Source organism: Tessaracoccus flavus (genome assembly GCF_001997295.1).
Classification (GTDB): domain Bacteria; phylum Actinomycetota; class Actinomycetes; order Propionibacteriales; family Propionibacteriaceae; genus Arachnia; species Arachnia flava.
Genome location: NZ_CP019605.1, coordinates 2,836,783 through 2,862,261, shown reverse-complemented (window position 1 = coordinate 2,862,261; position 25,479 = coordinate 2,836,783). Strand labels below are relative to the sequence as shown.

The 25,479-nt window shown below is 68.9% G+C and carries 16 protein-coding genes; 6 read left to right on the top strand and 10 right to left on the bottom strand.

Going from position 1 to position 25,479, the window contains the following annotated elements; genetic code table 11:
- Positions 1-29: 29 nt before the first annotated feature.
- Positions 30-1,529, bottom strand: a complete 1,500-nt coding sequence (locus RPIT_RS13080) for an FAD-dependent oxidoreductase (protein ID WP_077343853.1) — start codon at positions 1,527-1,529, stop codon at positions 30-32.
- A complete protein-coding gene (locus RPIT_RS13075) occupies positions 1,529-2,242 on the bottom strand; it encodes a class I SAM-dependent methyltransferase (protein WP_218121576.1) in 714 nt (237 codons plus the stop codon). The genes RPIT_RS13080 and RPIT_RS13075 overlap by 1 nt, the downstream gene beginning before the upstream one ends.
- Before the next feature lie 178 nt (positions 2,243-2,420).
- Here RPIT_RS13075 and RPIT_RS15960 point away from each other — a divergent pair, with 178 nt between their 5' ends.
- Positions 2,421-2,546, top strand: coding sequence for a hypothetical protein (locus RPIT_RS15960; RefSeq protein WP_257787342.1), 126 nt, complete (start codon positions 2,421-2,423; stop codon positions 2,544-2,546).
- A gap of 95 nt (positions 2,547-2,641) precedes the next feature.
- Here RPIT_RS15960 and RPIT_RS13070 read toward each other — a convergent pair whose 3' ends face one another.
- The 3 genes from RPIT_RS13070 to RPIT_RS16040 all read right to left on the bottom strand — a co-directional run bounded on the left by RPIT_RS13070 (position 2,642) and on the right by RPIT_RS16040 (position 6,136).
- Positions 2,642-4,522 (bottom strand): endo-1,4-beta-xylanase, encoded by a 1,881-nt coding sequence (locus RPIT_RS13070; protein WP_077343852.1) that lies wholly within the window; start codon positions 4,520-4,522, stop codon positions 2,642-2,644.
- A 403-nt stretch (positions 4,523-4,925) separates the two neighbouring features.
- Entirely contained in the window at positions 4,926-5,549 is a 624-nt protein-coding gene (locus tag RPIT_RS13065) for an MBL fold metallo-hydrolase (protein ID WP_077343851.1), read from the bottom strand.
- Positions 5,549-6,136, bottom strand: coding sequence for a TetR/AcrR family transcriptional regulator (locus RPIT_RS16040; RefSeq protein ID WP_077343850.1), 588 nt, complete (start codon positions 6,134-6,136; stop codon positions 5,549-5,551). Before RPIT_RS16040 ends, RPIT_RS13065 begins: the two co-directional genes overlap by 1 nt.
- A 93-nt stretch (positions 6,137-6,229) precedes the next feature.
- Here RPIT_RS16040 and RPIT_RS13055 point away from each other — a divergent pair, with 93 nt between their 5' ends.
- From RPIT_RS13055 to RPIT_RS13035, 5 genes are all read left to right on the top strand, one after another.
- On the top strand, positions 6,230-8,890 hold the full coding sequence (locus tag RPIT_RS13055; RefSeq protein WP_077343849.1) for an MMPL family transporter: 2,661 nt from the start codon (positions 6,230-6,232) through the stop codon (positions 8,888-8,890).
- Positions 8,887-11,652, top strand: a complete 2,766-nt coding sequence (locus tag RPIT_RS13050; protein ID WP_077343848.1) for a YhgE/Pip domain-containing protein — start codon at positions 8,887-8,889, stop codon at positions 11,650-11,652. The genes RPIT_RS13055 and RPIT_RS13050 overlap by 4 nt, the downstream gene beginning before the upstream one ends.
- Before the next feature lie 699 nt (positions 11,653-12,351).
- Positions 12,352-13,125, top strand: coding sequence for an MIP/aquaporin family protein (locus RPIT_RS13045; protein WP_077343847.1), 774 nt, complete (start codon positions 12,352-12,354; stop codon positions 13,123-13,125).
- 30 nt (positions 13,126-13,155) lie between these two features.
- On the top strand, positions 13,156-14,673 hold the full coding sequence (gene glpK, locus RPIT_RS13040; RefSeq protein ID WP_077343846.1) for a glycerol kinase GlpK: 1,518 nt from the start codon (positions 13,156-13,158) through the stop codon (positions 14,671-14,673).
- A 286-nt stretch (positions 14,674-14,959) separates the two neighbouring features.
- Positions 14,960-17,128, top strand: coding sequence for an ATP-dependent DNA ligase (locus RPIT_RS13035; protein ID WP_077343845.1), 2,169 nt, complete (start codon positions 14,960-14,962; stop codon positions 17,126-17,128).
- A 557-nt stretch (positions 17,129-17,685) separates the two neighbouring features.
- On the opposite strand, the gene RPIT_RS13030 is transcribed toward RPIT_RS13035, so the two are convergent.
- The 5 genes from RPIT_RS13030 to RPIT_RS13010 all read right to left on the bottom strand — a co-directional run bounded on the left by RPIT_RS13030 (position 17,686) and on the right by RPIT_RS13010 (position 25,435).
- On the bottom strand, positions 17,686-18,357 hold the full coding sequence (locus tag RPIT_RS13030) for a DUF3618 domain-containing protein (RefSeq protein WP_077343844.1): 672 nt from the start codon (positions 18,355-18,357) through the stop codon (positions 17,686-17,688).
- On the bottom strand, positions 18,354-18,938 hold the full coding sequence (locus RPIT_RS13025) for a phage holin family protein (protein ID WP_218121577.1): 585 nt from the start codon (positions 18,936-18,938) through the stop codon (positions 18,354-18,356). Before RPIT_RS13025 ends, RPIT_RS13030 begins: the two co-directional genes overlap by 4 nt.
- Entirely contained in the window at positions 18,935-19,789 is an 855-nt protein-coding gene (locus RPIT_RS13020) for a DUF883 C-terminal domain-containing protein (protein ID WP_093664854.1), read from the bottom strand. Before RPIT_RS13020 ends, RPIT_RS13025 begins: the two co-directional genes overlap by 4 nt.
- Positions 19,790-19,944: 155 nt before the next feature.
- Positions 19,945-23,565, bottom strand: coding sequence for a murein biosynthesis integral membrane protein MurJ (murJ, locus tag RPIT_RS13015; protein ID WP_143028219.1), 3,621 nt, complete (start codon positions 23,563-23,565; stop codon positions 19,945-19,947).
- The gene (locus RPIT_RS13010; protein ID WP_226996415.1) at positions 23,549-25,435 is read right to left on the bottom strand and encodes a DUF6049 family protein; all 1,887 of its coding nucleotides are present in this window, start codon (positions 25,433-25,435) and stop codon (positions 23,549-23,551) included. Before RPIT_RS13010 ends, murJ begins: the two co-directional genes overlap by 17 nt.
- Between the last annotated feature and the right edge of the window lie 44 nt (positions 25,436-25,479).

Sequence of the window (25,479 nt, the reverse complement as noted above, 5' to 3'; positions counted from 1 at the left end):
GTTCCTCGCGAGCTGCTCAGGGATCCTGGTCAGCGGCGACCGGCGAGGAGGCCGCGCATCGGGACTGTCCAGAGATCGTGACCCTGGCCGTTCCAGCGGGCGAGCAACTCGTTGGCGGCGATGAAACCCGTCGTGGCGGCCCGCTCCATGAGCGCCACGGGGTAGTCGCAGCGCACCCAGTCGCCGGCCAGCTTGACCGACGGTGACGGGGTGCTGATGGTCGGCCGCTGGTCCCAGCCGGTCGGGCGGATGAGCGTGCAGTCGTCCTCGACGAGGACCTCCCGGTGCACGACGCCCGCGTCGCGGGTCTCCGGGAACACCCGGTACAGCTCGTCCTCCAACTGCGCCACGACGGCGTCGGCCGCCTCGCTCGAGGACGCGGTGTCGTCGGGCGCCGCGTAGGCGTGAAGTTCGACGACCGATCCGCCGTTCTCCTTCGACCAGCGGGCAGCGCCGGCCTCGAAGCGCTCCAGCACGCTCACGTTGTCCAGCGGCCCGTACCCGGAGGTGCCCAGGAAGGCCGGGCGGTCGGCGTTGACGAGCCGGTCGAGCCAGAGCCGAACCACGACGAACGGCGGGGCGTTGACCGTGTCCGCCACCTGCCGACGCCACTGCTCGGGCAGGTCCGTGTCGGCGAGGAGCGCGCGCGCCCGCCGCGGATCGGCGGCGATGACCACGCCGTCGTAGTGCAGCCTGACGCCATCGACGACCACCGCGGCACCGTCGTCGCCCGGCTCGACGCTGTCGACCGTCGTCCCGGTCCGGATCTCAACGCCCAGGCCGCGGAGGTAGTCCGCCAGAGGGGCCCAGAGCACCGCGTCGTAGTCGTCGTTCGGCACGTCGAACAGCAGACCCTCGGCCGAGCCGATGAAGTAGGTGTGGAACATGGCGATGAGCTCGCCGGCGGCGAACTCCGACGGGTCGGCGAAGAACGAGCGCGCGAACACTTCGAGGGCCAGATCGCGCGCCGCGTCGGGGAACCGCAGGCGGTCGAGGAAAGCCGCGGCGGACTCGCCGTCGTACTTCGAGTAGGTCTCGGGGAAGCGCACGCGCATCAGCTCGAGCGCAGCCGGCACGTTCACCTTGACGAACGTCTTCGGCGTGAAGGCAGGGCTGCGCAGCACGAACTGCATGACCGACCACGGCGGATTGGGGTTCAGCCCCGTGAAGGAGTCCTTCATCCCGTCGGGCCGCTGCAGCGGGTAGTCCTCGATCGGGACGAGGACGCTGAGTTCGGGGTCGATCCGCTTCAGCAGGTTGCGGAGGTTGTAATACTGACGGAAGAACGCGTGGAACCCGCGGCTCATCGTGCGCTCGTCGTCGAGCGGCCAGGCCGCCACGCGCCCGCCGAGCCGGTCGCCGGTCTCGAAGAGCGTCACCTTCACGCCGCGCTCGGCCAGGCCCACGGCTGCGGCGATGCCGGCGATGCCGCCGCCGACCACCCCCGCAGTCGCCTGAACCCGTGGCGACCCCTTCGGGCCTTCGTGGCGGACGGCGCGCTTATCGCGCCCGGGCAGGGTGTGCTGCATCAGGTCTCCTTTGGCTTGCGGCAGACGAATGTGTGCAAGATTCCGCGCTGCCATCCCGACGCGGTGCGGTGAGCCACGTCGACGAAGCCGGCGCGCGTGAGCCGGTCGGCCACCGTCGCGACGTCGTCGAACTCGAGGACGCTGCGGTGCAGGTAGCGGTATAGATCGGGGTTGCGGTCGATGATCCAGCCCAGCGGGATGATGATCGCCGAGGCCACCGCCGACCACACTGCGGTGGCGCGGGCATTGCCCCGGACGGAGTACTCCTGGAACACCGCCCATCCCCCCGGCCTCAGGAGGGAGAAGATCTCGTCAACGGCGCGGTCGCGTTCCTGCTCGGGGACGTTGCGCAGCAGGTAGCAGGCCTGCACCCCGTCGTGCTCGCCGAAGGCGGAGACGTCGAGCCGGCCGGCGCTCGCCTGGGTGAACCGGACCTCTGGCGGCCAGGGCTTGCTGCGGGCCTCTGCGAGCATGCCGGCGGAAGCGTCGATCCCCGTGATGCGGGTGCCGGGAGGGGTGGCTTCGACCAGCGTCCGCGTCGAGGCACCGGAGCCGCAGGCAAGGTCGATGAGGCTCAGGCCTTCGCGGCCCTTCAGCCGTGCGCTCAGTTCGCGCGACGCACGCCCAAGCTCGTGGTGGTACCCCGGGTTGAGGCTCACCATGAGGTCGTAGCGGCCTGCCCCCCGGTCGAAGGCATCCGAGGTCGCGCTCACGGCCGGTCCACGCGCAGCCGGAGCGGAGTGTGAAGTGCGTCATCCATCGTGCTCAGCCTAGGGGTTGAACAAACTTTAGACAACGGGGAGCGGGCGTGTGTTCCCGGGGTGCGAGTCGGGGTTGCGCAGGGGTTTGTCCGGGGCCCGTGTGCGACGCCGTCGGCGTAGATTGGGGGCCATGCTGCGCAAGTTGTTCTGGTTGATCACCATCCTGGCCCTCATCGGCACGTTCACGGGGATCGCGGACCGTCGTCAGGCGGAACGGCGTCGTGAACTGTGGGCCGAGGCCACCGATCCTCGCTGACCCATTCCATCCGACGCCGGGGCCCCGACGCGCGTGCGTCGGGGCCCCCGTTTGTCAGTCACCGGATCCGTGCTGAGCTAAGAATCCGGGCCGGCTCAGCGGCTGTAACTTCCGAAGAGGACCTGGTTGTTGAACACCCAGGTGTTCTCCTGCGAGAAGGTGTAGCCGCCGCTCGGGTTCCGCGTGGCGTCGTAGACGGTGGTCCACCGGAACGTCCGGCAGGCGTTGCCGCCGGTCAGCGGGGTGTCGCACTCGGTGCGCCAGAGGGCGCCGTCGGTCCCGGTCCACTGGCCCGTGTGGCCGAGCGGGTTGCCCGCCCACTGCGCGCGGGTCATGTAGGGCAGGTAGGTGAGGTTGTTGAACGCCCAGCCCGTTTCGCGGACGTAGGAGTCGCCCACCCGCTTGACCGTCGTCGCCCAGATCTCGGTGCGGCACCGCTCGGTCTGCGAGTAGACCTCGCACGTCGTCGACCACTTGCGCCCGTTGTGGTCGTGCAGCCCTGCCTTGGTGTAGGGCACCACGCCGACGTACTTGGGCCGGGGAGCCGGTGGTGTCACGCCGAGCCAGCCGTCGGGGTCAGCCACGGCGTAGGCCGAGAGCTTGGGCGACCAGTCGCGGTTGAACAGCTGCGGGTTGTGGGTGGCTCGCCAGTTGAGGTAGTCGGTCAGGCCCCAGAAGGTCACCCGGTCCATGTGGTCGGAGTACTTCTTGAACACGGCGAAGTACTCGGCGTAGCGGTGCGCCTGGATGGCCTCCAGCTCGGTACGGCTCTCGATCTTGTCCTCCCAGTAGGTGAAGCCCTCCTTCGAGATGCGATCGGCCACGGATTCGTCGTTGAGGTCGGCGTAGTTGTCGCGGTTCGTGCCCTCGGGCTCCGCGTTCCACGCCTCCCACACCTGCAGGTCGAGCTCGCTCACGTTGACGACGAAACCGGCGTCGATGATGAGCTGGATCGAGCGCTCCACCGATGCGTCGTTCGAGCAGGCGCCGGGGCGCCACTCCGCGGCGTCGTCGTCGGACAGCGCGGGGAGCTCGGTCAGGTCGGAGCAGGCGAAGGCCGGGGTCTGGTTGATGTAGTTGTGCGACTGCATACCGATCGCCTCGATCAGCTGACGCGGGTCGTCCGGGTACTCGTCCGCGTAGCGTTCGTTGAGCTCGGTGGCCATGGCGAGGATCGCCTTGGCCTTGCCCTCGGACTGGAACACGTTGAAGTCGTTGTACTCAAGCCTCGTCTCGGGGCCGTACTGGCGGGCGAACACGAAGGCGTCGTAGATGAAGTCGCCAGGGCGATCGCCGGCCTCGGCGTCGGCGCCGTTGTTGTAGGCGGCGTACCAGTTGGACCATCCGCCGTTCGGGCCGCCGCGGAGGAAGTCCTCCCAGTTCTGCGTCTCGGGGTCGAACGTGCCGAGGCCGTCGACGAACGCCTCGTTGACGACGTCCCAGGAGGCGATGCGATCCTGGAAGTGGGTGAGGACGGCCTCGATGTAGCGCTCCATGTTGGCCTTCGCCAGGGCCCGGGTGCCCCCGGTGTCGCCGCTGTTCAGGCGGGCGGGTGACTGGCTGTGCCACACCAGGACGTGGCCGTGCACTTTCATCCCGCGGTCGAGTGTCTCGTCGACGAAGTAGTCGGCGGCGTCGAAGTTGAACGTGAACTCGCCGGTGTCGGGATCGATGTTGTTGTTGGGCAGCAACTGGTCGGGCTTCATGAGGTTCTCACCGGTCATGACGTTGTAGTGACGCTCCACCTGGGCCCAGTTCGGGGAATCCTCGGCGTACGTCTGCGCGCCGGAGTAGATGTTGCCGATGTCGAAGTGGTCGGCGTAGACGTCTTTGAGCGGCTGGACCTCGGCATCGGCGGCGATGTCGGGGGTGTGGTCCGCCTGGGCGGGGGTGGCGAGCTGGCCCACCAGGGCCAGTCCTGCGGCCAGTCCCGCCGCTATGAGGCGGGACGTGCGTCCTCGAGAGGGAATCTGCATGTCTTCCTTTCGGCTCGGCTCCCGGACGGGAGTCTCGAAGGGTCGACTCGCCACAGAGGGTGTCTTCCGTCGTCACTCTCCGCGCCCCGGCAGGGCCGGGAAGCCCGGTCGTCTTCGACCGAGCTGCTTGTCAACTAATGGTGTAGTCGTGAAACTAATTGGACATTACCGATGGAGGCGGCTCGGGTCAAGGGGTTTCGGGATATTTCGTTGTGGAGAGCAACTTTAGTTGGCTAGGGGCGGGGGCGGGCGGTCTGCCGGGGGAGCAAGTTGAGCAAATGAGATGGGTCGACGCCGCGACACGCCGGTGCAACGTCGTTACGATTCGTCCACCTGTATCATTTGCTCAACTCCCCCTCCCGGCCGCCTGAGTGGCCGGGGTCGGCCGTGGGGAGGGTGGGGGCTACCAGCCGCGGGCGATCCAGTCGGGGAGGGCGGGGCGCTCGGCGCCGATCGTGGTGGACGGGCCGTGGCCAGTGTGGACGACGGTGTCGTCGGGCAGGACGAAGAGTCGTCGCTGGATGGAGTCCAGGATCGTCTCGAAGCTCGCGTAGTCCCAGCGGGTGGCGCCCGGTCCTCCCTCGAAGAGCGTGTCGCCGGTGAGCACGGCACGCAGATCGGCGACGGCGAACGACGTCGACCCGGGGGTGTGACCCGGCGTGCGCCGGGCCTCCAGCTCCGTCCCGGCGACGGCGAAGCGCTCGCCGTCGGCGATCGGCTCGAAGGGGGCGTCGCCGTGCTCCGCCTCCCAGAGGAACGCGTCGGCCGGGTGGAGGTGCAACTGGCAGTCCACGCGCGCGGCGAAGTCGCGGGCGGCGCGGATGTGGTCCCAGTGGCCGTGGGTCAGCAGCGCTGCGACCACCCGCCGTCCGCCCACAGCGCGCTCGACGGCGGACGCATCGTGGGCGGGATCGACGATGATCACCTCGGTGTCGTCGCCCACCAGCCACACGTTGTTCTCGTGCACCGGGGGGCCCTGCGGGTCGTGGTTACCGGCGGTCGCCAGGTGCTCGATCCGTGCTGTCATCATGACTCCTTGGGGTGTGAAAACGCCTCGGCCAGCAGGCCGATCAGACGCGCCGGGCGCTCCGGATCGTCGCTGCCGCCCGGGTAGTAGTAGGTGGCCTCGCTGATGAACATGAAGTCGCGGACGTCGATGGTGTAGTCGACGCCGGCGCGCTCGGCGGCGAGCCGCGCCATCTCGATGTGGGCGGGCCAGAGGTCAGACCTGGCCTCCTGGAACCTGACGCCGAAGGCCGGATCGCGATGGGCGCGCAACTCCATCTCCATCAGCGTGGTGCGCACCTCAGGGCTGGGGGAGCGCGACGCCAGCAGGTAGCGCACCATCTCACCGCGCTCCATCGCGGCGGGCATCTCGTCCAGCGCCTGCTGGAGCGCCTCGGCCGTGCCGGTCGCGATGCGTCGGGTGATCTCGATGCAGAGATCGTCCTTGGAGTCGAAGTTGGAGTAGAAGGCGCCGCGCGTGAAACCGGCCGCCTCGCAGAGCTGCTCGACCGACGTCGCGTCGATGCCCCGCCTGGCGAACTCCGCGATCCCCGCGCTGACCAGACGCGCCTTGGTGGCCTCGCGACGGCTGGTGTTCGGCTCGGTCATGGGGCCCCTTCGGGTCGGCGATACAGAAATGTATTCTCCGCGATTTCGCAGGTACCCTGAGGATATCCACCTCGATCCCAAGGACTCCCCTTCATGTCAGCATGGCTCTATGCCGTCGGACGCTGGTGCTACCGCAAGCGACTCACCGTCATCGCGATCTGGCTAGGTGCCCTCGTCGCCCTCGGCGGCGCGGCGCTCGCCTTCTCCGGCTCCTTCAACAACGCCTTCGAGATCCCGTCGTCCCGCTCCCAGGAGGCGCTGGACAAGCTCCGCATGACGTTTCCCCAGGGCGCGGCGCTCTCCGCGCTCGCGATCATCGTCGCGCCCGAGGGAGAGCAGGTCGACGACCTGCGCCCCGAGATCGAGGCCGCCCTGGCGGACTTCGAGGCGCTCGACGAGGTGGTCGAGGCCACGAGCCCCTGGAACGAGTACGTCGACGGACTGGTCTCGGACTCGGGCCGCGCCGCCATCATGCAGCTCAGCCTCGATTTCGGCGGCGAGACGCCGACCGAGGACGACCTGTCCGGAATGAGCGACGTCGCGGCCGACCTGGAGGCCGCCCTCCCGGCCGGGAGCCAGGTAAGCATGGGCGGCGAGGCGTTCAACATCGAGCTGCCTCACCTCAGCATCATCGAAGCGATCGGCCTCGTCGTCGCGCTGGTGGTGCTGACGCTGCTGCTGGGATCGCTCGTGGCCGCAGGCCTCCCGCTGGTCACCGCCGTCACCGGCGTCGGCATCGCCATGGCCATCATGCTGCTGCTCACCCGCATCACCGACATCAACTCGACGACGCCGCTGCTCTCGGTGATGCTCGGCCTGGCCGTCGGCATCGACTACGCGCTGTTCATCCTCTCGCGCCACCGCGACCAGCTCCGTGCCGGCCTCGAGCCGGAGGAGTCCGCGGGGCGCGCGGTCGGCACCGCCGGGTCCGCCGTCGTCTTCGCCGGCATGACGGTGTTCATCGCGCTGCTGGGACTCGGCGTCGCCAACATCCCGTTCCTCACGGTGATGGGCGTCTTCGCCGCGGTGACGGTCGCGTTCGCCGTCGCCATCGCCCTGACCTTCCTGCCGGCCCTCATGGGCGTCATGGGCGAGCGGATGCGCCCCAAGCCGAAGACCACCAAACAGAAGAAGAAGCGCGACCGTCCCGGTCTGTTCGCGTGGTGGGTCGGCGTCACGACCAAGCACCCCGTCGCGACGATCGCGATCGTGGTGGCATCGCTCGTCGCGCTGGCCGTGCCCACCGTCGGACTGCAGGTCTCCCTGCCCAACGCCGGCCAGCAGCGCCCGGACCAGCCCGCCCGCATCGCCTACGACCTCGCCGCCGAGCACTTCGGCGAGGGCGTCAACGGGCCCCTCATCGTCACCGCCGACATCATCGGCTCCACCGACCCGCTCGGACTCATGGCCGGCCTGAAGGCCGACATCGAGCAGATCGACGGTGTCGCCAGCGTGCCGCTCGCCACGCCGAACCCCAACGCCGACACCGGCCTCATCCAGATCGTGCCCGAGACCGGGCCCGATGACCCCGCGACGACCGAGCTCGTCCGCGCGCTCGTGGACAGACACGACGTCTGGCTCGAGCGGTACGGGGTGGAGACCAACGTCACGGGCATGACCGCCGTCCAGATCGACATCAGCGAGAAGCTGACCGCCGCGCTCCTGCCGTTCGGTGTGCTCGTGGTCGGGCTCTCGCTGGTGCTGCTCGCGGCCGTGTTCCGCTCCGTCTGGGTCCCGATCAAGGCCACGCTCGGCTACCTGCTGAGCGTCGGGGCCGCGTTCGGCGCGACGACGCTCGTCTTCAACCACGGCTGGTTCAAGGAGGTCGTCAACCTCGAACGCGGGATGCCGATCATCTCCTTCCTGCCGATCCTGCTCATGGGCATCCTGTTCGGCCTGGCGATGGACTACGAGGTGTTCCTCGTCAGCCGCATGCGCGAGGAGTATGTGCACGGCAAGAAGCCGGTCGACGCCATCCGCGACGGCTTCGTCGCCTCCGGGCCGGTCGTCGCGGCCGCGGCGGTCATCATGATCGCCGTGTTCGCGTTCTTCGTGCCCGAGGGCATGGGCCCGATCAAGTCGATCGCCTTCGCGTTGGCGATCGGCGTCGCGGTCGACGCCTTCCTGGTGCGGATGACGCTGGTGCCGGCCGTGATGACGCTGCTGGGCGAGCGCGCGTGGTGGCTGCCGGCGTGGCTCGACAAGCTGCTGCCCGTCTTCGACGTCGAGGGTGAGGTCTTGAGCAAGGAGATGGCGCTCAAGAGCTGGCCGGGCGACGATTCGGTGCTCTACGCCGAGGACCTTGCGGTCGACGGCGTGCTCGACCCGCTCAGCCTGAAGCTGGTGCCGGGCAACGTGGTGGGGCTCGTGGGACCGGTCGGGCCGCGCACCGGCGCCGCCCTGGCGCTGTCCGGCCGCCTGCAGACGACGGGCGGTCGCGCCCGCGTGGCCGGTGCGCTGCTGCCGGAGACCGCCGGCCGCGTTCGTCGCCGCGTCACGTACCTCGACCTCACCCACGTCCACGACGTCGCCGAGTCGCTCGAGGCGGTCCCGGCGGGTTCCGTCGTCATCGTGGATTCGGTGGACCTGGTGGGCACGAAGCGCGAAAAGGCGGCCCTGATGGCGCTCGTCGAACGCACGCGCGTCGAGGGCGCCGTCGTGCTCGGCGCCGCCAGTGAAGACCATTTGAGAGATTTCGCCGTCGACGGCACGTTCGCCGCCCCGGCCAGCACCCGCGAGGAGAGCAGGGTATGAACCCCGAGACCATGACCGGACGGCGCCTCGGATGGCCAGGCCTGATCGCGCTCGCGTTGGTGCCGCTGCTGGTCGTTGTGTCGCTGATCGGAGCGGCGAACGCCGGCGCTGACGACGACATCCAGGCGGCCGTCGTCAACCTCGACGAGGCCGTCACCATCGACGGCCAGCCCGTCCCGCTCGGCCGTCAGCTCGCGGCGGCCATGCTGGAGCGCGACGGCGACAACATCTCGTGGACGCTGGCCGACGCTCCCAGCGCGTCGGCTGGCCTGAAGACCGGCGAGTACTCCGCCGTCGTGACGATCCCACGGGAGTTCTCTGCGTCGGCCACGTCCTTCTCGGCCAACGACGCCGACGCCGCGCAGCAGGCCACCATCGATGTCGACGTGAGCGAGAACGCGCCCGTCACCGACGCGTCCCTGGCCCAGGAGATCGCCCGCCTCGCCACCGACACCATCAACGAGACGCTGACCGAGGGCTATCTCGACGGCATCTACGTCGGGTTCAACACGGTCGGCGAGCAGTTCAGCACCATCGTCGACGGCGCCGCCCAGCTGAGCGACGGGTCGGCACAGCTGGCCGACGGGGTCCGGGAAGCCGCCCAGGGCTCGACCCAGCTGAGCGACGGCATGGTCCAGCTCAGCGAGAACGGACCCCTCCTGGTGGACGGCGGCGACCAGCTCGTCGACGGCATCGCCACCCTCAACAGCTCCATGCCTGAGCTCGTCGATGGCGTGACGCAGCTGTCCACGGGCGTGGACCAGTTCGCCGCCGGCATCCCCGAACTGATCGCGGGCGTCGGCGAGCTGAACGACGGCGCGGCGCAGCTCGCGGCCGGCGCCGATCCGCTCGTCGCGGGTGCGGACGGGCTGGCCGACGGCCTGGCGCAGGTGGAGGCGCAGCTTCCCACCGCCGAGACGCTGGGCGAGCTCGGCACAGGGGCGGACCAGCTGCTCTCGCAGATCCCTGCCTACACCGACGGCACCGCGGCGGCGATCGACGGCGTCGACCAGCTCCGCGGCGGCCTCGATCAGCTCCTCGCCGGGCTCACCCAACCGCAGGACACGCAGGGTCTCGATCAGCTCGTCGGGGGCGCGGCGGACCTCTCCGCCGGTGCCCAGGAACTCGCCGACGGTGCCAGCGGCATCGCCGACGGGGCGGCTGGCCTCAGCGGCGGGCTCGCGCAGGCCGACCAGGCGCTCCAGGGCTTCTCCTCCGGTGCGGTCGCTCCGCCCGCCGAGGCGGCGGCGGCCGTCGGTCAGGTGATCCAGGCCTTCGAGTGCCCGGTGCCGGACCCCGCCACCTGCGCGATGCTCGAGGCCACGTTCCGGGCGGGCGCCGAAGCGGGATTCACAGCGGGCTTCCGCGCCGGCACGGGGACCGCGTCGGCGATCCTCAACACGCCCGACCCGCAGACCGGTGCCTCCCTCCTGACCGGTGCCGAAGGGCTCGCCGTCGGCACCGGCACGTACGCCGCCGGTGCCGCCGAGTTCGCGCAGGGGGCGGAAGCGCTCTCCCAGGGTGTGGGGCAGTTGGGCGGCGAGCTCGCCGCGCAGACCGGACAGCTTATCGAGGGCGTCACGCAGCTGCGTGACGGCGCCGCGACGCTCGTCACCGAGGCCCAGCCTCTGGTCGACGGCGGAGAGCAACTCGCCGACGGCGCGACCGAGCTCAACGAAGGCATCCAGGAGCTCGCCACCGGGCTGCCCCAGCTCACGGCCGGGATCGGGCAGCTCGCCGACGGCTCCCGGGAGCTCGCCGACGGTCTCGACCAGTACGGCGACGGCGTCGGTCAGCTCGCGGGCGGCGTGGCTGAACTGAACTCCGGCATCGGTGAGATGAGCCAGGTCACCGAGTTGGCCGGGGGAGTCAGGCAGCTACGCGACGGTGTCGTGCAGCTCGCCGACGGCGTCGACCAACTCGAGGTGGGCGCGGGCGACTACGTGTTGGGGGTCGCGCAGTACACGCGCGGGGTGACGTCGGCCGCCGACGGCACCACCGGACTGACGGACGGTCTCCTCCAACTGGCCGATGGCGCCGAGCAGCTCGACGACGGTGTGGACACGTTCGCCACGGAGCTGGCCAAGGGCGCCGACGAGGTGCCGACGTACTCGGCGCAGGATCGGGAGCGTCTGGCGACCGTCGTGGCCTCACCGGTTGATCGCGACGCCGACCTGATGACCCGCGGCGAGGTGCCGCTGGTCTCGCTCCTGCTGGTGGCCGGTCTGTGGCTGGGTGCGCTGGCGAGCTTCGTCGCTGCCCGGCCCATCCCGCGCGACGTCGTGTCGTCGAGAGCCCCGAGCCTGCTGCTGTGGGCGAGGACCCTGTGGGTGCCGCTGGTCATCGTGGCCGCCCAGGGCCTGCTGCTCGGGATCATCGGAGGTGTGGCGCTCGGGCTAGGCATCGGCACGACGGTGGGCCTGATGGTGCTCCTGCTTGCGCTGGGCATCTCGTTCGTCTTCGCCAACCATGCCCTCGCGGGCTGGCTCGGCAACGTCGGCCGCGGGATCTCGGTGCTGCTCCTGGCCGTGACGCTGGCCCTCGGGCTGTCGTCGGCCGCCAGCTGGCTGTCGCCGCTCGGCGCGGTGTCGCCGCTGCAGAACGGCCTGCTGCTCGTGCGGACATGGCTCGCCGGAGGGACCGGAGAGATCGGCCTGGCCGGGGTGGCGCTGCTGATGGCCTCCATCGCCGCGCTGGCGTCGATCCTCGCGGTCGCCTCCCGCCGTCGTCTGACCGTCGAGCAGTACCGACGGGCCGCCTGACGCCAACCGGCAGGACTGAACGCCAACCGGAAACGCGGAACGCCAACGGACAGGATTCAACGCCAACCGGCAAGAGCGAACGCCAACAGACGAGGCGGAACGCCAATCGAAATCCCGAGACGCCCGCGAGACTCAGCGACGCCCGCGAGATCTCACAGGCCTCGCTGAGTCTCGGCGGCGTGGGGACTTGTTGGTTGGCGTTTCCACCTTCGCGTTGGCGTCTCCACCTCGCGTTGGCGTTCAGGATGGCGCCCACAGTCACGGTCGCAACCCTTCGACAAGCTCAGGGAGCAGAGGCGACAAGCTCAGGGAGCCGAGATCGCCCCTGCAGGAGCACTGACGGGTCTTCATGTTTTGCACACGACGCGGAGCAGCGCGCGGTACCTTTCCACCAGGGAGCCGAGGGGGTCAACCATGACATACGGCGTCGGACGGCGCAGCGGGGGAGTAGCGACCACGCTCACACCCTCCGTGGCCGACCCGAAGAGGCGTCGCGCCATGGCACGAGGCCCGCGGATCCCCGATACAAAAACCACAAAGTGCAGTCACTTTCTCACCTCATGCACAAACGTGCATGGCCCTTGCACCGACGTGCAAGGGGCGGTGTTCTATCTGGAGGCGGCACAAACGTCCGCCTCCTTAAGTCGCGTCATTGATGACGCCTAGCTGACATAGCTGTCAGGAACGGAGAGCAAGACCATGGAAGAAGTCTCGCTAGGAGTCGTTTTCCTATCGGAGGTCGTCGGCTCAGCGATGCTGCTGCTGCTTGGTGGTGGCGTCGTCGCCAACGCCATCCTCGCAAAGACCAAGGGGCTCGGCGGCGGCTGGCTCCTCATCAACTTTGGCTGGGGTCTCGCGGTTTTCGCGGGTGTCCTGGTGTCCTACAAGTCGGGCGGCCACATCAACCCGGCCGTGACGTTCGGCATCCTCGCCTCGGGCGCGGATAGCTACGCCGCCGGCGTGGCGATCACCGCCGCCTCGACGGTTGTCTACGTTGTGGCCCAGTTGCTGGGTGCCATGATCGGCGCCCTCCTCACGTGGGTGGCCTACAAGCAGCACTTCGACGCTGAGCCCGACCCGGGCAAGAAGCTCGGCGTGTTCTCGACCGGTGCTGAGATCCGCAACCCCATGTGGAACGTCATCACTGAAATCATCGGCACCTTCGTGCTGGTGTTCGTCGTGCTGGCCGCTGGCAACTGGGGCGACGCGGACACCGCAACTCCCGCCGGCCTCGGCTGGCTGGGCGCGCTTGGCGTCGCACTCCTCGTCGTCGGTATCGGTGCCAGCCTCGGCGGCCCCACCGGCTACGCCATCAACCCCACCCGTGACCTCGGGCCGCGCATCATGCACGCCATCCTCCCGATCAAGGGCAAGGGAAGCTCCGACTGGGGCTACTCCTGGATCCCGATCGTCGGCCCCCTCATCGGTGGTGTGCTGGCAGGCCTGCTGTCCGGCGCACTCCTCCCCGCGTGACCACACCTCGAGTAAGGAATTAGTGACTACATGAACGACAAGTACGTACTCGCAATCGACCAGGGGACGACGAGCTCCCGAGCCATCGTCTTCGACCACAAGGGCACGATCGTCTCGGTCGGCCAGAAGGAGCACGAGCAGATCTTCCCCCGCGCGGGATGGGTCGAGCACGACCCCAAGGAGATCTGGGCCAACGTCCGCTCCGTCGTCGCCGACGCGCTGAGCAAGGCAGAGCTGAACTCGGGCAACATCGCAGCGGTTGGCATCACCAACCAGCGCGAGACCACCGTGGTGTGGGACAAGAACACCGGTGAGCCCGTCTACAACGCCATCGTCTGGCAGGACACCCGTACCGCCAAGATCGTCGAAGAACTCGGCGGCGGCGACCAGAACAAGTACAAGGACCGCGTGGGACTCCCGCTCGCCACGTACTTCTGTGGCCCGAAGGTCAAGTGGATCCTCGACAACGTCGACGGCGCCCGCGAAAAGGCGGAAGCCGGCGACCTCGTCATGGGCACCATGGACACCTGGGTACTGTGGAACATGACCGGCGGGACGAACGGCGGCATCCACGTCACCGACGTCACCAACGCGTCGCGCACCATGCTGATGGACCTCAAGACCCTTGACTGGGACGAAGAGATCGCCAAGGACATGACCATCCCCATGTCCATGCTTCCCGAGATCAAGAGCTCGGCCGAGGTCTACGGCGACGGCCGCCCGCAGGGCATGCTCCCGGGCGTTCCGATCGCCGGCATCCTGGGCGACCAGCAGGCGGCCACCTTCGGCCAGGCCTGCTTCGAGGTCGGCATGGCGAAGAACACCTACGGCACCGGCAACTTCATGCTGATCAACACCGGCGAGGAGGTTGTTCCCTCGGAGAACGGCCTGCTCACCACGGTCTGCTACAAGATCGGCGACAAGCCGGCCATCTACGCCCTCGAGGGCTCGATCGCCGTCACCGGTTCACTGGTGCAGTGGCTGCGCGACAACCTGAAGATGTTCGACTCCGCCCCCGAGGTCGAGCAGCTGGCAGCGACGGTCGAGGACAACGGCGGCGCGTACTTCGTGCCGGCTTTCTCCGGCCTCTTCGCCCCCTACTGGAAGGCGGACGCACGCGGTGCGCTCGTCGGCCTGACCCGCTACGTCAACCGTGGCCACATCGCCCGCGCCGTCCTGGAGGCCACCGCCTTCCAGACCCGCGAGGTGCTGGACGCCATGGAAGCCGACTCGGGCGTCGAACTCGCTGAACTCAAGGTCGACGGCGGCATGACCGCCAACGAGACCCTGATGCAGTTCCAGGCCGACATGCTCGGCGTGGACGTCGTCCGCCCCGTCGTCGCGGAAACCACCGCGCTCGGCGCCGCCTACGCCGCCGGCATCGCCGTTGGCTACTGGCAGGGCGAGCAGGACGTCATCGACAACTGGGCAGAGGATAAGCGCTGGACCCCGTCCATGGACGAGGACGAGCGCGAGCGTCTGTACCGCAACTGGAAGAAGGCCGTCACGCGGACCTTCGACTGGGTCGACGAGGACGTCAAGGAGTAACCCACTTCGACAGGGGGCCCGGCTTCGGCCGGGCCCTTTCCTGTGTCCCCTTGGCGCGGCTGCGCGATGGCTTCACGGGCTCTGTGGTCCGGACGGCGAGTTGAGCAAATGAGATGTGTCGACGAATCGAAACGCTGTTATCGCGGCGTGTCGCGGGGTTGACCCATCTCATTTGCTCAACTCACTCCCCGACAGGTAAGCAGGGTAACCGCTCGCTGCCCGGAGCAGCCCATAGCGGGTGGCCTTATCGTGTCTGCCAGAGCCCGGTGACAACTAGTGTTGCTCTATGACTGAGACAGAAGTGCTCAAGATCGACGGCCCCGACGGCATCCGGGACGTGAAGCTCACGAGCGCGCTCAAGGTGCTCTGGCCCGACCGGGGCGTCACGAAACGCGGGCTGGTGGAGTATCTGCTCACGGTCGCGGAGCCCTTCCTGCACCTGAACGGGGACCGCCCGATGACACTGCAGCGGTTCCCGGAGGGCATCGACGGGGAGGAGTTCTTCTCCAAGCGCCCGCCCCGAGGCGCGCCGGACTTCCTCGAGACCGTCATGTGCACGTACCCGTCCAGGCGTCGGCACCTGCAGCTCGTCTTCGACGAACCCGCCGACCTCGCGTGGGCGGCACAGATGGGCACCATCACCTTCCATCCCTGGCCCGTCCGAACCGCCAACCTGGACAACCCGGACGAGCTGCGGATCGACCTCGACCCGCAGCCGGGCCGCGACTTCAAGGACGCCGTCGAGGCTGCTGTCGCCCTGCGGGAACTCATGGCGGAGGTGGGGCTCAAGGCATACGCGAAGACATCGGGCAATCGCGGCGTGCACGTGTACGCGAGGATCAAGCCCACGCACGAGTTCCAGGACGTCCGCCACGGGGTCATCGGCATCGCCCGCGAACTGGAGCGCCGGTTGCCCGATCTGGTGACCAGCTCGTGGTGGAAAGAGGAGCGCGGCGAGAGGGTGTTCGTCGACTTCAACCAGGCCAACCGGGACCGGACCATCGCCGCCGCCTATTCGCCCCGGCCGCTCCCGGGGGCACCGGTCTCCACCCCCCTGACGTGGGATGAACTTGTCGAGGCCCAGCCGTCCGATTTCACGGTGCTGACGGTGCCCCCACTCCTCGAGCAGCGACCATGCCCGTGGTCTGACATCGACGACGACCCCGGAGACGTCACCGGGGCACTCGCGCTCTGGGAGGCCGACCTGCAGCGCGGTCTGGGGGAGCTCAACTTCCCGCCCGACTACCCCAAGATGCCCGGCGAACCCCCGAGGGTGCCGCCGTCGAAACGCCGGACCGATCGCGCCGACGACGAGTACCTCGCGCCCAAGGCGGAGCGGGACGCCGGATGGGGCACGGCGATCGCGCCGCCCTACGGGCCCATGCTCGCTAAGCCCGTCAAGAAGCTTCCCGAGGGGGACTTCCTGTACGAACCGAAGTGGGATGGGTTCAGGTCGATCATCTGGCGGTCGGGCGACCAGGTGGAGATCGGCAGCCGTAACTCCCGCCCCATGACGCGCTACTTCCCGGAGCTCGTCGAGGCGATCATCGACAACTTCCCCGACCATTCGGCGATCGACGGCGAGATCATCATGGTCGACCCCACCACCGGCGACCGGCTCAACTTCGACACGCTCCAACAGCGGATTCACCCGGCGGCCTCCCGCATAGAGAAGCTCGCCAGGGAAACGCCTGCGAGCTTCGTCGCCTTCGACCTCCTGGCGCTGGGCCAGAACAACTTCGTCGAAAAGCCGTTCCGGGAGCGCCGGGCGGCACTCGAAGAAGCGCTGGCGCACGCAGAGCCCCCCATCTACCTCACGCGCGCCACCGATGATCCGGACGTGGCGCGGGAATGGTTCGAGGAGTTCGAGGGGGCGGGCCTCGACGGGGTAATCGCGAAGTCGCTCGACGAGCCCTACGTCGAGGACAAGCGGGTGATGTACAAGCTCAAGCATGAGCGCACCGCCGACTGCGTCGTCGCCGGTTACCGTCTCTACAAGGATGAGGCGGACGCGATCGGCTCGCTGCTGCTGGGGCTCTACACCGACGACGGCCAGCTGAACTCGGTCGGTGTCATCGGGGCGCTGCCCATGGCCCGCCGCAAGGAGTTGTTCGAGGAGCTCCAGCCGCTGGTGACGACGTTCGACGACCATCCATGGGCCTGGGCGCAGCCGGAGGAGACGACGCCGGACAACCGGGATCAGTCGACCCCTCGGACGCCGACCTCCGCAGCCCACTCCCGGTGGAACGCCAAGAAGGACCTGTCGTTCGTCCCGCTGCGGCCCGAGCGGGTGGTCGAGGTCCGCTACGACCACATGGAAGGCGACCGGTTCCGCCACACCGCCCAGTGGGTCGGCTGGCGCGAGGACCGCGATCCCGAGTCGTGCACCTATGACCAGCTCGAGGAGCCGGTCAGCTACGACCTGACGGAGGTCCTCCGCGGCCCAGACGTCTGAGCTTGTCGTCTTTGGTCCCTGAGCTTGTCGAAGGGTTGCGGCCTGGATTGTGGTCGCCGCCCTTGTGGTCGGGGGCGGTGGTCAACGACGAGGCCGTTACCCTTCGACGGACGTTCCTCGCGCAAGCGCTCGTCACTGCTCAGGGACCGCCCTTCGACGGACGCTCGGGGATCAACCAAGGTCCCTGAGCTTGTCGAAGGGTTGCGGCCTGGATTGTGGTCGCCGTCCTTGTGGTTGGGGGCGGTGGTCAACGGTGAGGTCGTTACCCTTCGACGGACGTTCCTCGCGCAAGCGCTCGTCACTGCTCAGGGACCACCCTACGACGGACGTTCCTCGCGCAAGCGCTCGTCACTGCTCAGGGACCGCCCTTCGACGGACGTTCCTCGCGCAAGCGCTCATCACTGCTCAGGGACCGCCCTTCGACGGACGCTCGCTCGTTCCTCGCGAGCTGCTCAGGGATCAACCAAGGTCCCTGAGCTTGTCGAAGGGTTGCAGCCTGGCGGCTGGCAACAGCGACGCCCCGCCCCGAGGGTCGGGGCGGGGCGTCGGAGTTGCGGTCAGAAGCTGCTGTCGCGCTTCTCGTCTACCTCGCTCTTGGTCTCGTCGACCGCCGACTGGGCGTCGGCCTTGACGTTGTCCGCGGACGACTTGGCCTGGTCGGCCACCTCGTCCTTGGCAGAGGTGGCCTCGGTCTTGACCTCGTCGGCCGCGGTCTGGGCAGTGCCCTTCACGGATTCTGCCGCCTCGCTGGCGAGCGGGGCCAGGTTGTCCTTGGCCTCCGTCGCCAACTGCTTGACCTCGTCGACCAGGGGCTGCGCCTGATCGGCGATCTCGCTGGCCTTCTCCTTCTCGAAGCGCGTGGGCGGGATGAGCCCGCCGATCAGCGCGCCGATCCCGGCTGCCACGAGACCGGCAGCCAGCGGATTCCCGCGGGTGCTGGACTTGACCTTCATCGGGGCGTCCGAGACCGCCTGACCAGCATCGTCCATCAGCGCAGACGCCTTGTCGCGGACGCCTGGGCCGGTGTTGGAGGTCGCGTACTGGTCGTAGGGATCGTCGTTGCTGCCGAAGATCCGCTCCTTGAGGTTGCGCGCGCCCTCCTTGACGTCGTCGACCTGGCTGCGGACGATGTTGCCCGGCTTCGTCGAGTCGCCCAGTGCGTTGACGTTCTCGCTCAGCTCCGCACGCGTGCGGGCAATATCAGCGCGAATCTCATCAGGGTTGCTCATCGGTTCTTCTCCTCATGTCCGGTGGCGGCGTTCGGGATCTTCTTGACTGTTTCCTGGGTCTGCTTGAGACCGCGGACCTTGTTGAGCTCGCCCTTGCCGACGGCCGCGAGGATGCCGGCGATGACGAGCCAGATGATGGTGACGATCAGGCCGCCCCACCCGAGGGCGGGATCGTCGGAGGAACCGATGAGGACGGCCATGCCCCACCAGGCTGTGAGCGTGAGGGCGATCAGCGCCAGCAGCCCGGCGACGCCAGCGCCTGCCAGCATCCCCACACCCTTGCCAGCCTTGGTCGCCGACTCCTTGGCCTCGACCTTGGCGAGCTCCACCTCCTGGCGGATCAGCGTCGTGGCGTTGTCCAGGAGGTCGGAGGCGATTTCACCCAGCGAGCGGTCTTCCTCGCGGTAGCGCAGGTAGCTCGCTTCCTCCTCGTTCAGCCCGCGGTCAGTCGCTGCGAAATCGCGATCGTGTGCGCTGGGCGGGACGGCCCGGGAGGCCCCGGACGCCGGGTCATAGCCCGCCTGCCCGCGCATGGGCACTTCCCCGCCTGCCCTGAGCGGATCGTTGTGAGGCGTTGTCATCGCAGCCCCTGCTGGTCCCAGGGATCCTCACGGCGGGGGGTCTCGTCGAACGGACGCTCCGTGCCGGGGTACTCGGCACCGACGCCGGGGTGCGCCGTCGGCGAGTTCTCCGCGTACTGGTCTCCGACGACGGGCGTGGTGGGGTAGGCCCCGGTGGAGGTGGGCTGTCCGCCGGCCGGGTAGCTCGCCCCGGTCGGGTCGTAGGGGCGGTGCTCAGGCGCAACGTAGGTCAGGTCGCGGTTGGAGCGGGAGTCGTTCTCGTCGGCCTTGGCGCCCTGCAGGCCGCGGGCCAACCTGGCCCCGACGAAGCCCACGCCCGCGGAGATCGCCAGGAACTTCCAGGGGTTGCGCGCGGCGTAGCGGCGCACCTCGGCCATCACGTCGTCGGGCTGCTTGGAGTCGAGCCAGGAGGCCGCGTCGTTGCCGAAGCGCTCGGCGCGGCTCACGAGGTCGACCATCGGACCGGATTCGTTGGTCCCGTTGGCCATGGACTGGAGTTCCCCGCTCAGCGAGCGGATCAGCTCGGCGAGGTGGTGCTGGCCGGTGCCAGCCTGGGTCTTCAGCTCGGCGACGCTCTCGTCGACAAGCCGACGGGTCTGGAACTTGGCCTCCGCTGCGACGTTGCCGGCCTGCTGCTTGGCGGTCTCGGCAACCTGGGCGCCAGCGGCAGTGGCCGTGTCCTTCACGGCACCCGCCTCCGCCGCTGCGGTGCCAGCCACGTCCTTCGCACGATCGCCGGTGTGAGAGGCCACCTCTTTAGCTTGATCCTTGGTCGAGTCGGATGTCGGCTCGAAGTCGACCCGTTCGTACCTGGGCTCTGAGAACTGGGGCGTGTCTTCTGGTCGCGCCATGGTTTCCTCCGTACGTGTTCGGTTGTGGGCGGGGTCCGCCCACCTATTACCTTTGCCTGTGTCGGCTCGTACCGGACACCCCCTCAGGGGTGGAGAATTGACGCTGAGAAGCGGCTACGGTACGCGAGTTGGGTGGAACGCGACCGCGGGGCTAGTCAGCGGATGGTCACCTCGTTAAGTTCCGCCAGGTATCGGCTGTCGGAGACCTCCGGCAGCCGCGTGAAATACACCAGCAGGTACCTCGTCGTCACCGGCGCCTCGGGAGCCAGCACGACGGTGCCCGTGGCCTCGTCGTCGGCGGCGACGACCTCCCAGTCGGCTTCGCTCCGCTCCGAGGCGGTGTCGCCCGTGGGAACCCGCAGTTCGACCGACGTGGCCCCGCCGGTGAGGATGAGCTCGGCTTCGGTCACCGACCGCTCTTCACCCAGGTCCAGGATCACGCCGACGCCGGGCTTGAGACCGCCCAACTCGGGCCGGTTGTGGTACTGCAGGGTGCTCCAGGAGGTGGCGGGATCGCCGTCGACGGCGTTCGCGACCGAGCCCGGGTTCTCCTCCGCGTTGCCTCCGTCCGCTTCCGGGTCGAAGTCGCGGGCGGACACGACCGTCGGCGCCCCTGCCGGTGGCCCGGGCGACTCGCTCGTCGATCCCTCCGGGGAAGGTTCGGCGCTCACCGCGCCGGGGGTCGTGGGGGCCTCGGTGGCGGCGTTGTCCGACGCGTTGTTGGTGCCGACGAGGATCAGCGAGATGACCAGTGTGGCGATGGCCAGGCCGATGAGAAGGAGCAGTCCCGTTCGAGGCCCCGGCTGCGACTCCGGCGGTGCGGCTGGCATCACCTGGGTGGAGTGCGCGCGTCGGGCGGGGATGATGCCGAGGTCGTCCTCGTCGTCGTCGACCATGAGCGCGGCCAACGGGCCGGTACCACCGAGGTCGTCGTCGGGCCAGGACTGCGCTGCAGAGTCGCGCTGCCAGGTCCGGACCCGGGTCTCGAGATCGAGCGACGCGTCGGCCGTGCCGAGGATCGCCGACAGCGCACCGGCCATGTCGGAGGCCGAGGTGATCCGCCGGTCACTCAGCGAGCCCCGCTGGGTGATGGTGGAGCTGCAGATCCGGTCCAGTGCGGGCGAGATGCCGCCGAGGACCGTGTGCGGTGAGGCTGGTTCGCCGGCGACGACGGGCGCCGCAGGCAGTCCGTACGCGTGGCCGCCCGGCCAGTGCCTGACCAAAGCGGCGTAGAGGAGGTTGCCCAGCCCCACGACGTCGGCGCGCTCCCGCGAGGCCCACGTCTGGTCGTCGCGCCCGGCCAGGGCGGCCTCCACCCCGAACCCGGCGAGGCGGACCGCTCCGGTGTTGGTGATGATCACGTTGTCCGGGTTCAGCTGCTCGTGGAACAGGCCCTGCGCGTGGACGGGGACCAGCGCGTCCGCCAGCTCCCGCACGATATGGGCGGCCTCCAGCGTGCTGAGCGGGCCTCGGGCCAGCAGGTCGGTCAGCGAGCGCCCGGCGGCGTACTCGGCGACGACGTAGGCACCGATCGGACCCTGGTCGTGGCCGAGCTCGTCGGCGTCTAGGACCCGCAGGAAGCGGGAGTCGGTGGCGGCGGCGCCCTTCCTGGCGGCGAGCATGAGTTCGGGGATGCGGGGATCTCCAGGGGCGATCACGTGGACGACGACGTCGCGCGAGAGCACCGAGTCGTGGGCGCGCCACGTCTCCGTGCCGTGCCGGTCGGCCAGCGACTGGACCAGCTCGTAACGGGTGTTGAGCAGGGTGCCCACCGACGCGACGCGCCCACGGGGTTCCTCGCGGAAGATCCCAGCCATGTCGATGGGGCCGGTGGTGTCGTCGTCACCGCCGTCGTAGGCGGGGGAGGGATCGTCCCAGCCGCCTCCCGACGGCTCGTCGGTCTGGTCGTCGTCATCGTCGGCATCATCGTCGACGGCGACGGCGCGGGACGTCTGGCCGAACGTGTGTTCGGTCACGGCGGGACGGTTGCGGATGACGGTGGCCGGACCTGGATCGTCGACCATCGGCGAGACGCGGGTGGGGGCCTGGTCGCGTACCAGGAGCTCCTCGCGCGACGAGGCGGCCATCGTGGACGGCGTCAGGTCGGTGCTGGTCTCGGCGGCGGGCCCGCCACTGCGGCGACCCAGCCGGGTGCGGACCAACTGGCCGAGGCTGCTCAGCTCGCGCACCTTCAGGAGCTTGCCGATGACCACGTAGAAGGCGGCGATCAGCGTCAATCCGGCCAGGATCGACACGAGGTTCGCGAGGACCCGGTTGTCGATGGCGGAGATCAGGTAGCCGGAGAGGTAGTAGGCGGCCACCCCGCCGACGACCGTGCCCAGCAGGAGCCGCACCAGGTGCATGAGGAGGGAATGCCCGTCGAGGCCCGGGATGCTCCGCCGCAGGGCGCGCCACGAGAAGAAGACACCGACGAGGTAGGCCACCGAGTAGGCGAGTGCGAGCGCGGCCGCCACCCAGTTGGGCGAATCGACCAGCCACACCAGCGAGATGGCGCCGACGATGTTGAGCCCCGCGATCAGGCACTGCAGGAAGAAGGGGGTCCGGGTGTTCTCCAACGCGTAGAACGTGCGGAGGCAGACGAACTGGATGGTGAACGGGATGAGACCCACCGCGAACGCCATCAGCGCCCAGGCCACCCACGCGGCGTCCGCTGCGCCCTGGCCGTTGCCGAACAGCAGCGTGGCGATCGGGCCCGCCAGAGCTAAGAACCCGACGGTGGCCGGCACGATGACGATGAGCGCCAGCCGCACCGTCTTGGTGAACTCAGCCGCCACCCCCTCGTCGTCGCCGCTCGCGGCCAGCCGGGAGGCGCTGGGAAGCATCGCCGTGGCCAGCGACACGGTGATGAGCGAATGGGGAAGGATCCAGACGAGGTGGGCGTTGGCGTAGACGACGACGCCCGAGCCCGAACCCGTCGCCGTCGCGGACGTGGCGAGGCGGTTGACCACGACGAGCGCCAGCTGGTTGACCGCGACGAAACCCATCGTCCACTTGGTCAGCGAGAAGGTCTTGCCGAGACCCGTGCCCTTGAGATCGAACCGCGGGCGGATCTTGAACCCGACCTTCTTCACGAAGGGAAGCAGCACGGCCATCTGCACCGCGATGCCCAACGTCGAGCCGATGCCGAGCAGCAGGATCTGCGGAGTGGAGAACGCCGCAGAGTGGTTCTCGTCGTTGCCCCACACGATGAGGTAGGTGCTGAGCACCAGGATGGAGATGACGTTGTTGGCGATGGGGGCCCACATCATGGGGCCGAACTTGTCGCGGGCGTTCAGCACCTGGCCGAGGAGGAAGAACGCTCCGTAGAAGAAGATCTGCGGCAGCGTGAGGTAGGTCAGCGCCACCATCGACGCGTACTGCTGCGTCAGAGCCGGCTCGCGCCACTCGCCCGAACTGTAGATGGCCGTGACCACCGGGGCGGCCACCGTGACGAGCACCGCCACGGAGGCGACGATTAGCATGAATGCGGTCATGATGCGGTTGGTGTACGCCTCGCCGCCGTCGTCGTCGTTCTTGATGGCGCGCACGATCTGCGGCACCAGGACGGTGTTGAGCGCACCGCCGGCGAACAGGATGTACAGCGAGTTGGGCACCATGGTCGCGAGGCCGTACATGTCGGCCTGCCGCGTGCCGTTGCCGAGGATGAACGCCAGCAACATGACTCGACCGACGCCGAGCGCGCGCGAAATCAGCGTGCCCGACGCCATGATGGCGCTGGCGGAGACCAACCTCCGCGTACTACTGACCTGACTCACGTTCCTCCTTGGCACGCTGCCTCCGCACGCCGCGGATGCGTAGGGCCGTGCCCCCTACGACTACTGCACCCGAGACGACGATGATGATCCAGCCGACGCGCCCAAGGTCGGTGGCGGTGATTTCGATTGTCTGGGGCGCGCCGATGACCGCGCCGCCCCTCGTCACGATCCGGGCCCGCACCAGTGAGACGCCGTTGCTGGACGCCTCAGGGCTGATCTCGACGGTCTGGGACTCGCCGGGACCGACCGTGACGAACTCCGTCGCCGGGACGCGGATGCGTTGGGGAGACTCGGAGGTGAACTCGAGCCGGACCACCACGGGGACGGCCAGTTCGTTGGTGAGCGTCGCCGGGAACGTGTTGGTGCGGGCACCCATGACGAACGACTGCGCAGCCGACAGCTGGACCGAGCCGGTGTCCTGCTCCGCGGGAATGGCCGCCTCGATGAAGCGAACCGCGGCGCCCTCGTCGACGAAGCCCTTCGAAAACGCGAGCGCGCCCAGCCTGTTGCTGTCGGGCAGCCCTTCCCCGGTGCCGGTCAGGTCCCTGAGGAAGACGGCCCTGGCAGCCGCGGCGTCAAGTGCCGCCGACACCTGCGTTCGGGGTGTGGCTGCGGGGCCATCGGGCCACCGCAGGGGCAGTGGCTCCTCGACGGCGATGGGGACGTGCCGGCGCCAGGCGCCGAGCTCGCGGTCATCGTCGGCCGCCTGTGGGGTGTCGATGAGGTAGAGCGGCGGGCTCTCGGCAAGGAGTTCCTCCGCGATGCGACGCGGCAGCCGGAGGCTCTCGGGTAGCGCGGAATAGCGGTCCCGCGCCGCTCCGATGAGCTGCGGAGGGCCGGGGCTGGCGCCGGTTGCGTTGCGGATGACGACGGTGTCGAACTCACTGAGCCGTGCGATGAGATCGTTGCTCGGGTCGCCGTCGAGCACGGTGACGCTCGGCACCTCCTCCAGCCCGGCGGGGGCGGCTGCGCGCGCCCAGGCGAGCACCTGCTGCAACCGGCCCGAAGCCTCGGCGGCGGAGAAGTCCGGGTTGCCGTAGGGGAGGCGCCAGAGGCGGCCTTCCTCTCCCAGGGCGTCGACGCGCTCCAGCCAGCGCACCGCGATCCCGCTGCCGGGACGCTCGTCGTCGCCCACCTGATGCGGGACGGCGAGGCGCCCGACGGCCGAGTAGAGGGCAGGATCGATGGCGGCCTGCACGCCGGGACGTTCGGCGCTCGCGAGCAGCGTCTCCAGCCGCTGGTCGAGGGCGGTGTGGAGAGAGTCGTCGAGGAAGGTGCCGTCGGGGAGCCAGCTCGGTGCGGCGTCGAGGATGACCAGCGCGCTCGACTCGGCCGGCGTCTGGGTGGCGGGAAGGACGGCCTGGTCGCGGCCGAGCGTCCGTTTGTCGCCGTCTGTCGGCAGCCCGCGGGCCTGGACCCCGACGAGGTAGGCGGTGTCGTCGCGGGTGAAGCCCAACTGCTCGATGGTCGCCCGCACCGTGAACTGCGCGCGTTCGCCGGGCCGGAAGGGGTCGGTGGTCCTCAGCACGAGGGTGTTGCCGAGTTCCTCCTCGAGAAGGCGACCGGTGAGGGGAAGTGAGTCGGGGTCGTCCGTCACGGTCTCGAGCTCCGCGGTGGAGGTGACGGGTTCGGTGAGCCGCCAGATATCGACGCTCAGCCAGGTCACGTCGACAGTGGAGGTGTTGGTGATCGTGCCGCTGAGCACGACCGTCTGGGTGGGGTCGGAGACATCGAGGGTGGTGACGGAGACGGACGCGAGATCGACGTCGATGTACTCGTCTCCGACCGCCGAAGCCGACGGGGCGCCGACGGCGACAGCGAGCGTCAGGAGCAGCGCCGCCAGCCCAGCGCGCAGCAACCGTCCGACCATCACTGTCCCATGGTAGTTGCCGCACTCTCTGGGCTAGAAAGCGC

Coding starts and splice junctions, on each gene's coding strand:
- RPIT_RS13080 (WP_077343853.1), bottom strand. CDS start 1,529: ATGCAGCACACCCTGCCCGGGCGCGATAAGCGCGCCGTCCGCCACGAA.
- RPIT_RS15960 (WP_257787342.1), top strand. CDS start 2,421: ATGCTGCGCAAGTTGTTCTGGTTGATCACCATCCTGGCCCTCATCGGC.
- RPIT_RS13025 (WP_218121577.1), bottom strand. CDS start 18,938: ATGACAACGCCTCACAACGATCCGCTCAGGGCAGGCGGGGAAGTGCCC.
- RPIT_RS13070 (WP_077343852.1), bottom strand. CDS start 4,522: ATGCAGATTCCCTCTCGAGGACGCACGTCCCGCCTCATAGCGGCGGGA.
- RPIT_RS13010 (WP_226996415.1), bottom strand. CDS start 25,435: ATGGTCGGACGGTTGCTGCGCGCTGGGCTGGCGGCGCTGCTCCTGACG.
- RPIT_RS13065 (WP_077343851.1), bottom strand. CDS start 5,549: ATGACAGCACGGATCGAGCACCTGGCGACCGCCGGTAACCACGACCCG.
- RPIT_RS13035 (WP_077343845.1), top strand. CDS start 14,960: ATGACTGAGACAGAAGTGCTCAAGATCGACGGCCCCGACGGCATCCGG.
- glpK (WP_077343846.1), top strand. CDS start 13,156: ATGAACGACAAGTACGTACTCGCAATCGACCAGGGGACGACGAGCTCC.
- RPIT_RS13020 (WP_093664854.1), bottom strand. CDS start 19,789: ATGGCGCGACCAGAAGACACGCCCCAGTTCTCAGAGCCCAGGTACGAA.
- RPIT_RS16040 (WP_077343850.1), bottom strand. CDS start 6,136: ATGACCGAGCCGAACACCAGCCGTCGCGAGGCCACCAAGGCGCGTCTG.
- RPIT_RS13050 (WP_077343848.1), top strand. CDS start 8,887: ATGAACCCCGAGACCATGACCGGACGGCGCCTCGGATGGCCAGGCCTG.
- RPIT_RS13045 (WP_077343847.1), top strand. CDS start 12,352: ATGGAAGAAGTCTCGCTAGGAGTCGTTTTCCTATCGGAGGTCGTCGGC.
- RPIT_RS13055 (WP_077343849.1), top strand. CDS start 6,230: ATGTCAGCATGGCTCTATGCCGTCGGACGCTGGTGCTACCGCAAGCGA.
- RPIT_RS13030 (WP_077343844.1), bottom strand. CDS start 18,357: ATGAGCAACCCTGATGAGATTCGCGCTGATATTGCCCGCACGCGTGCG.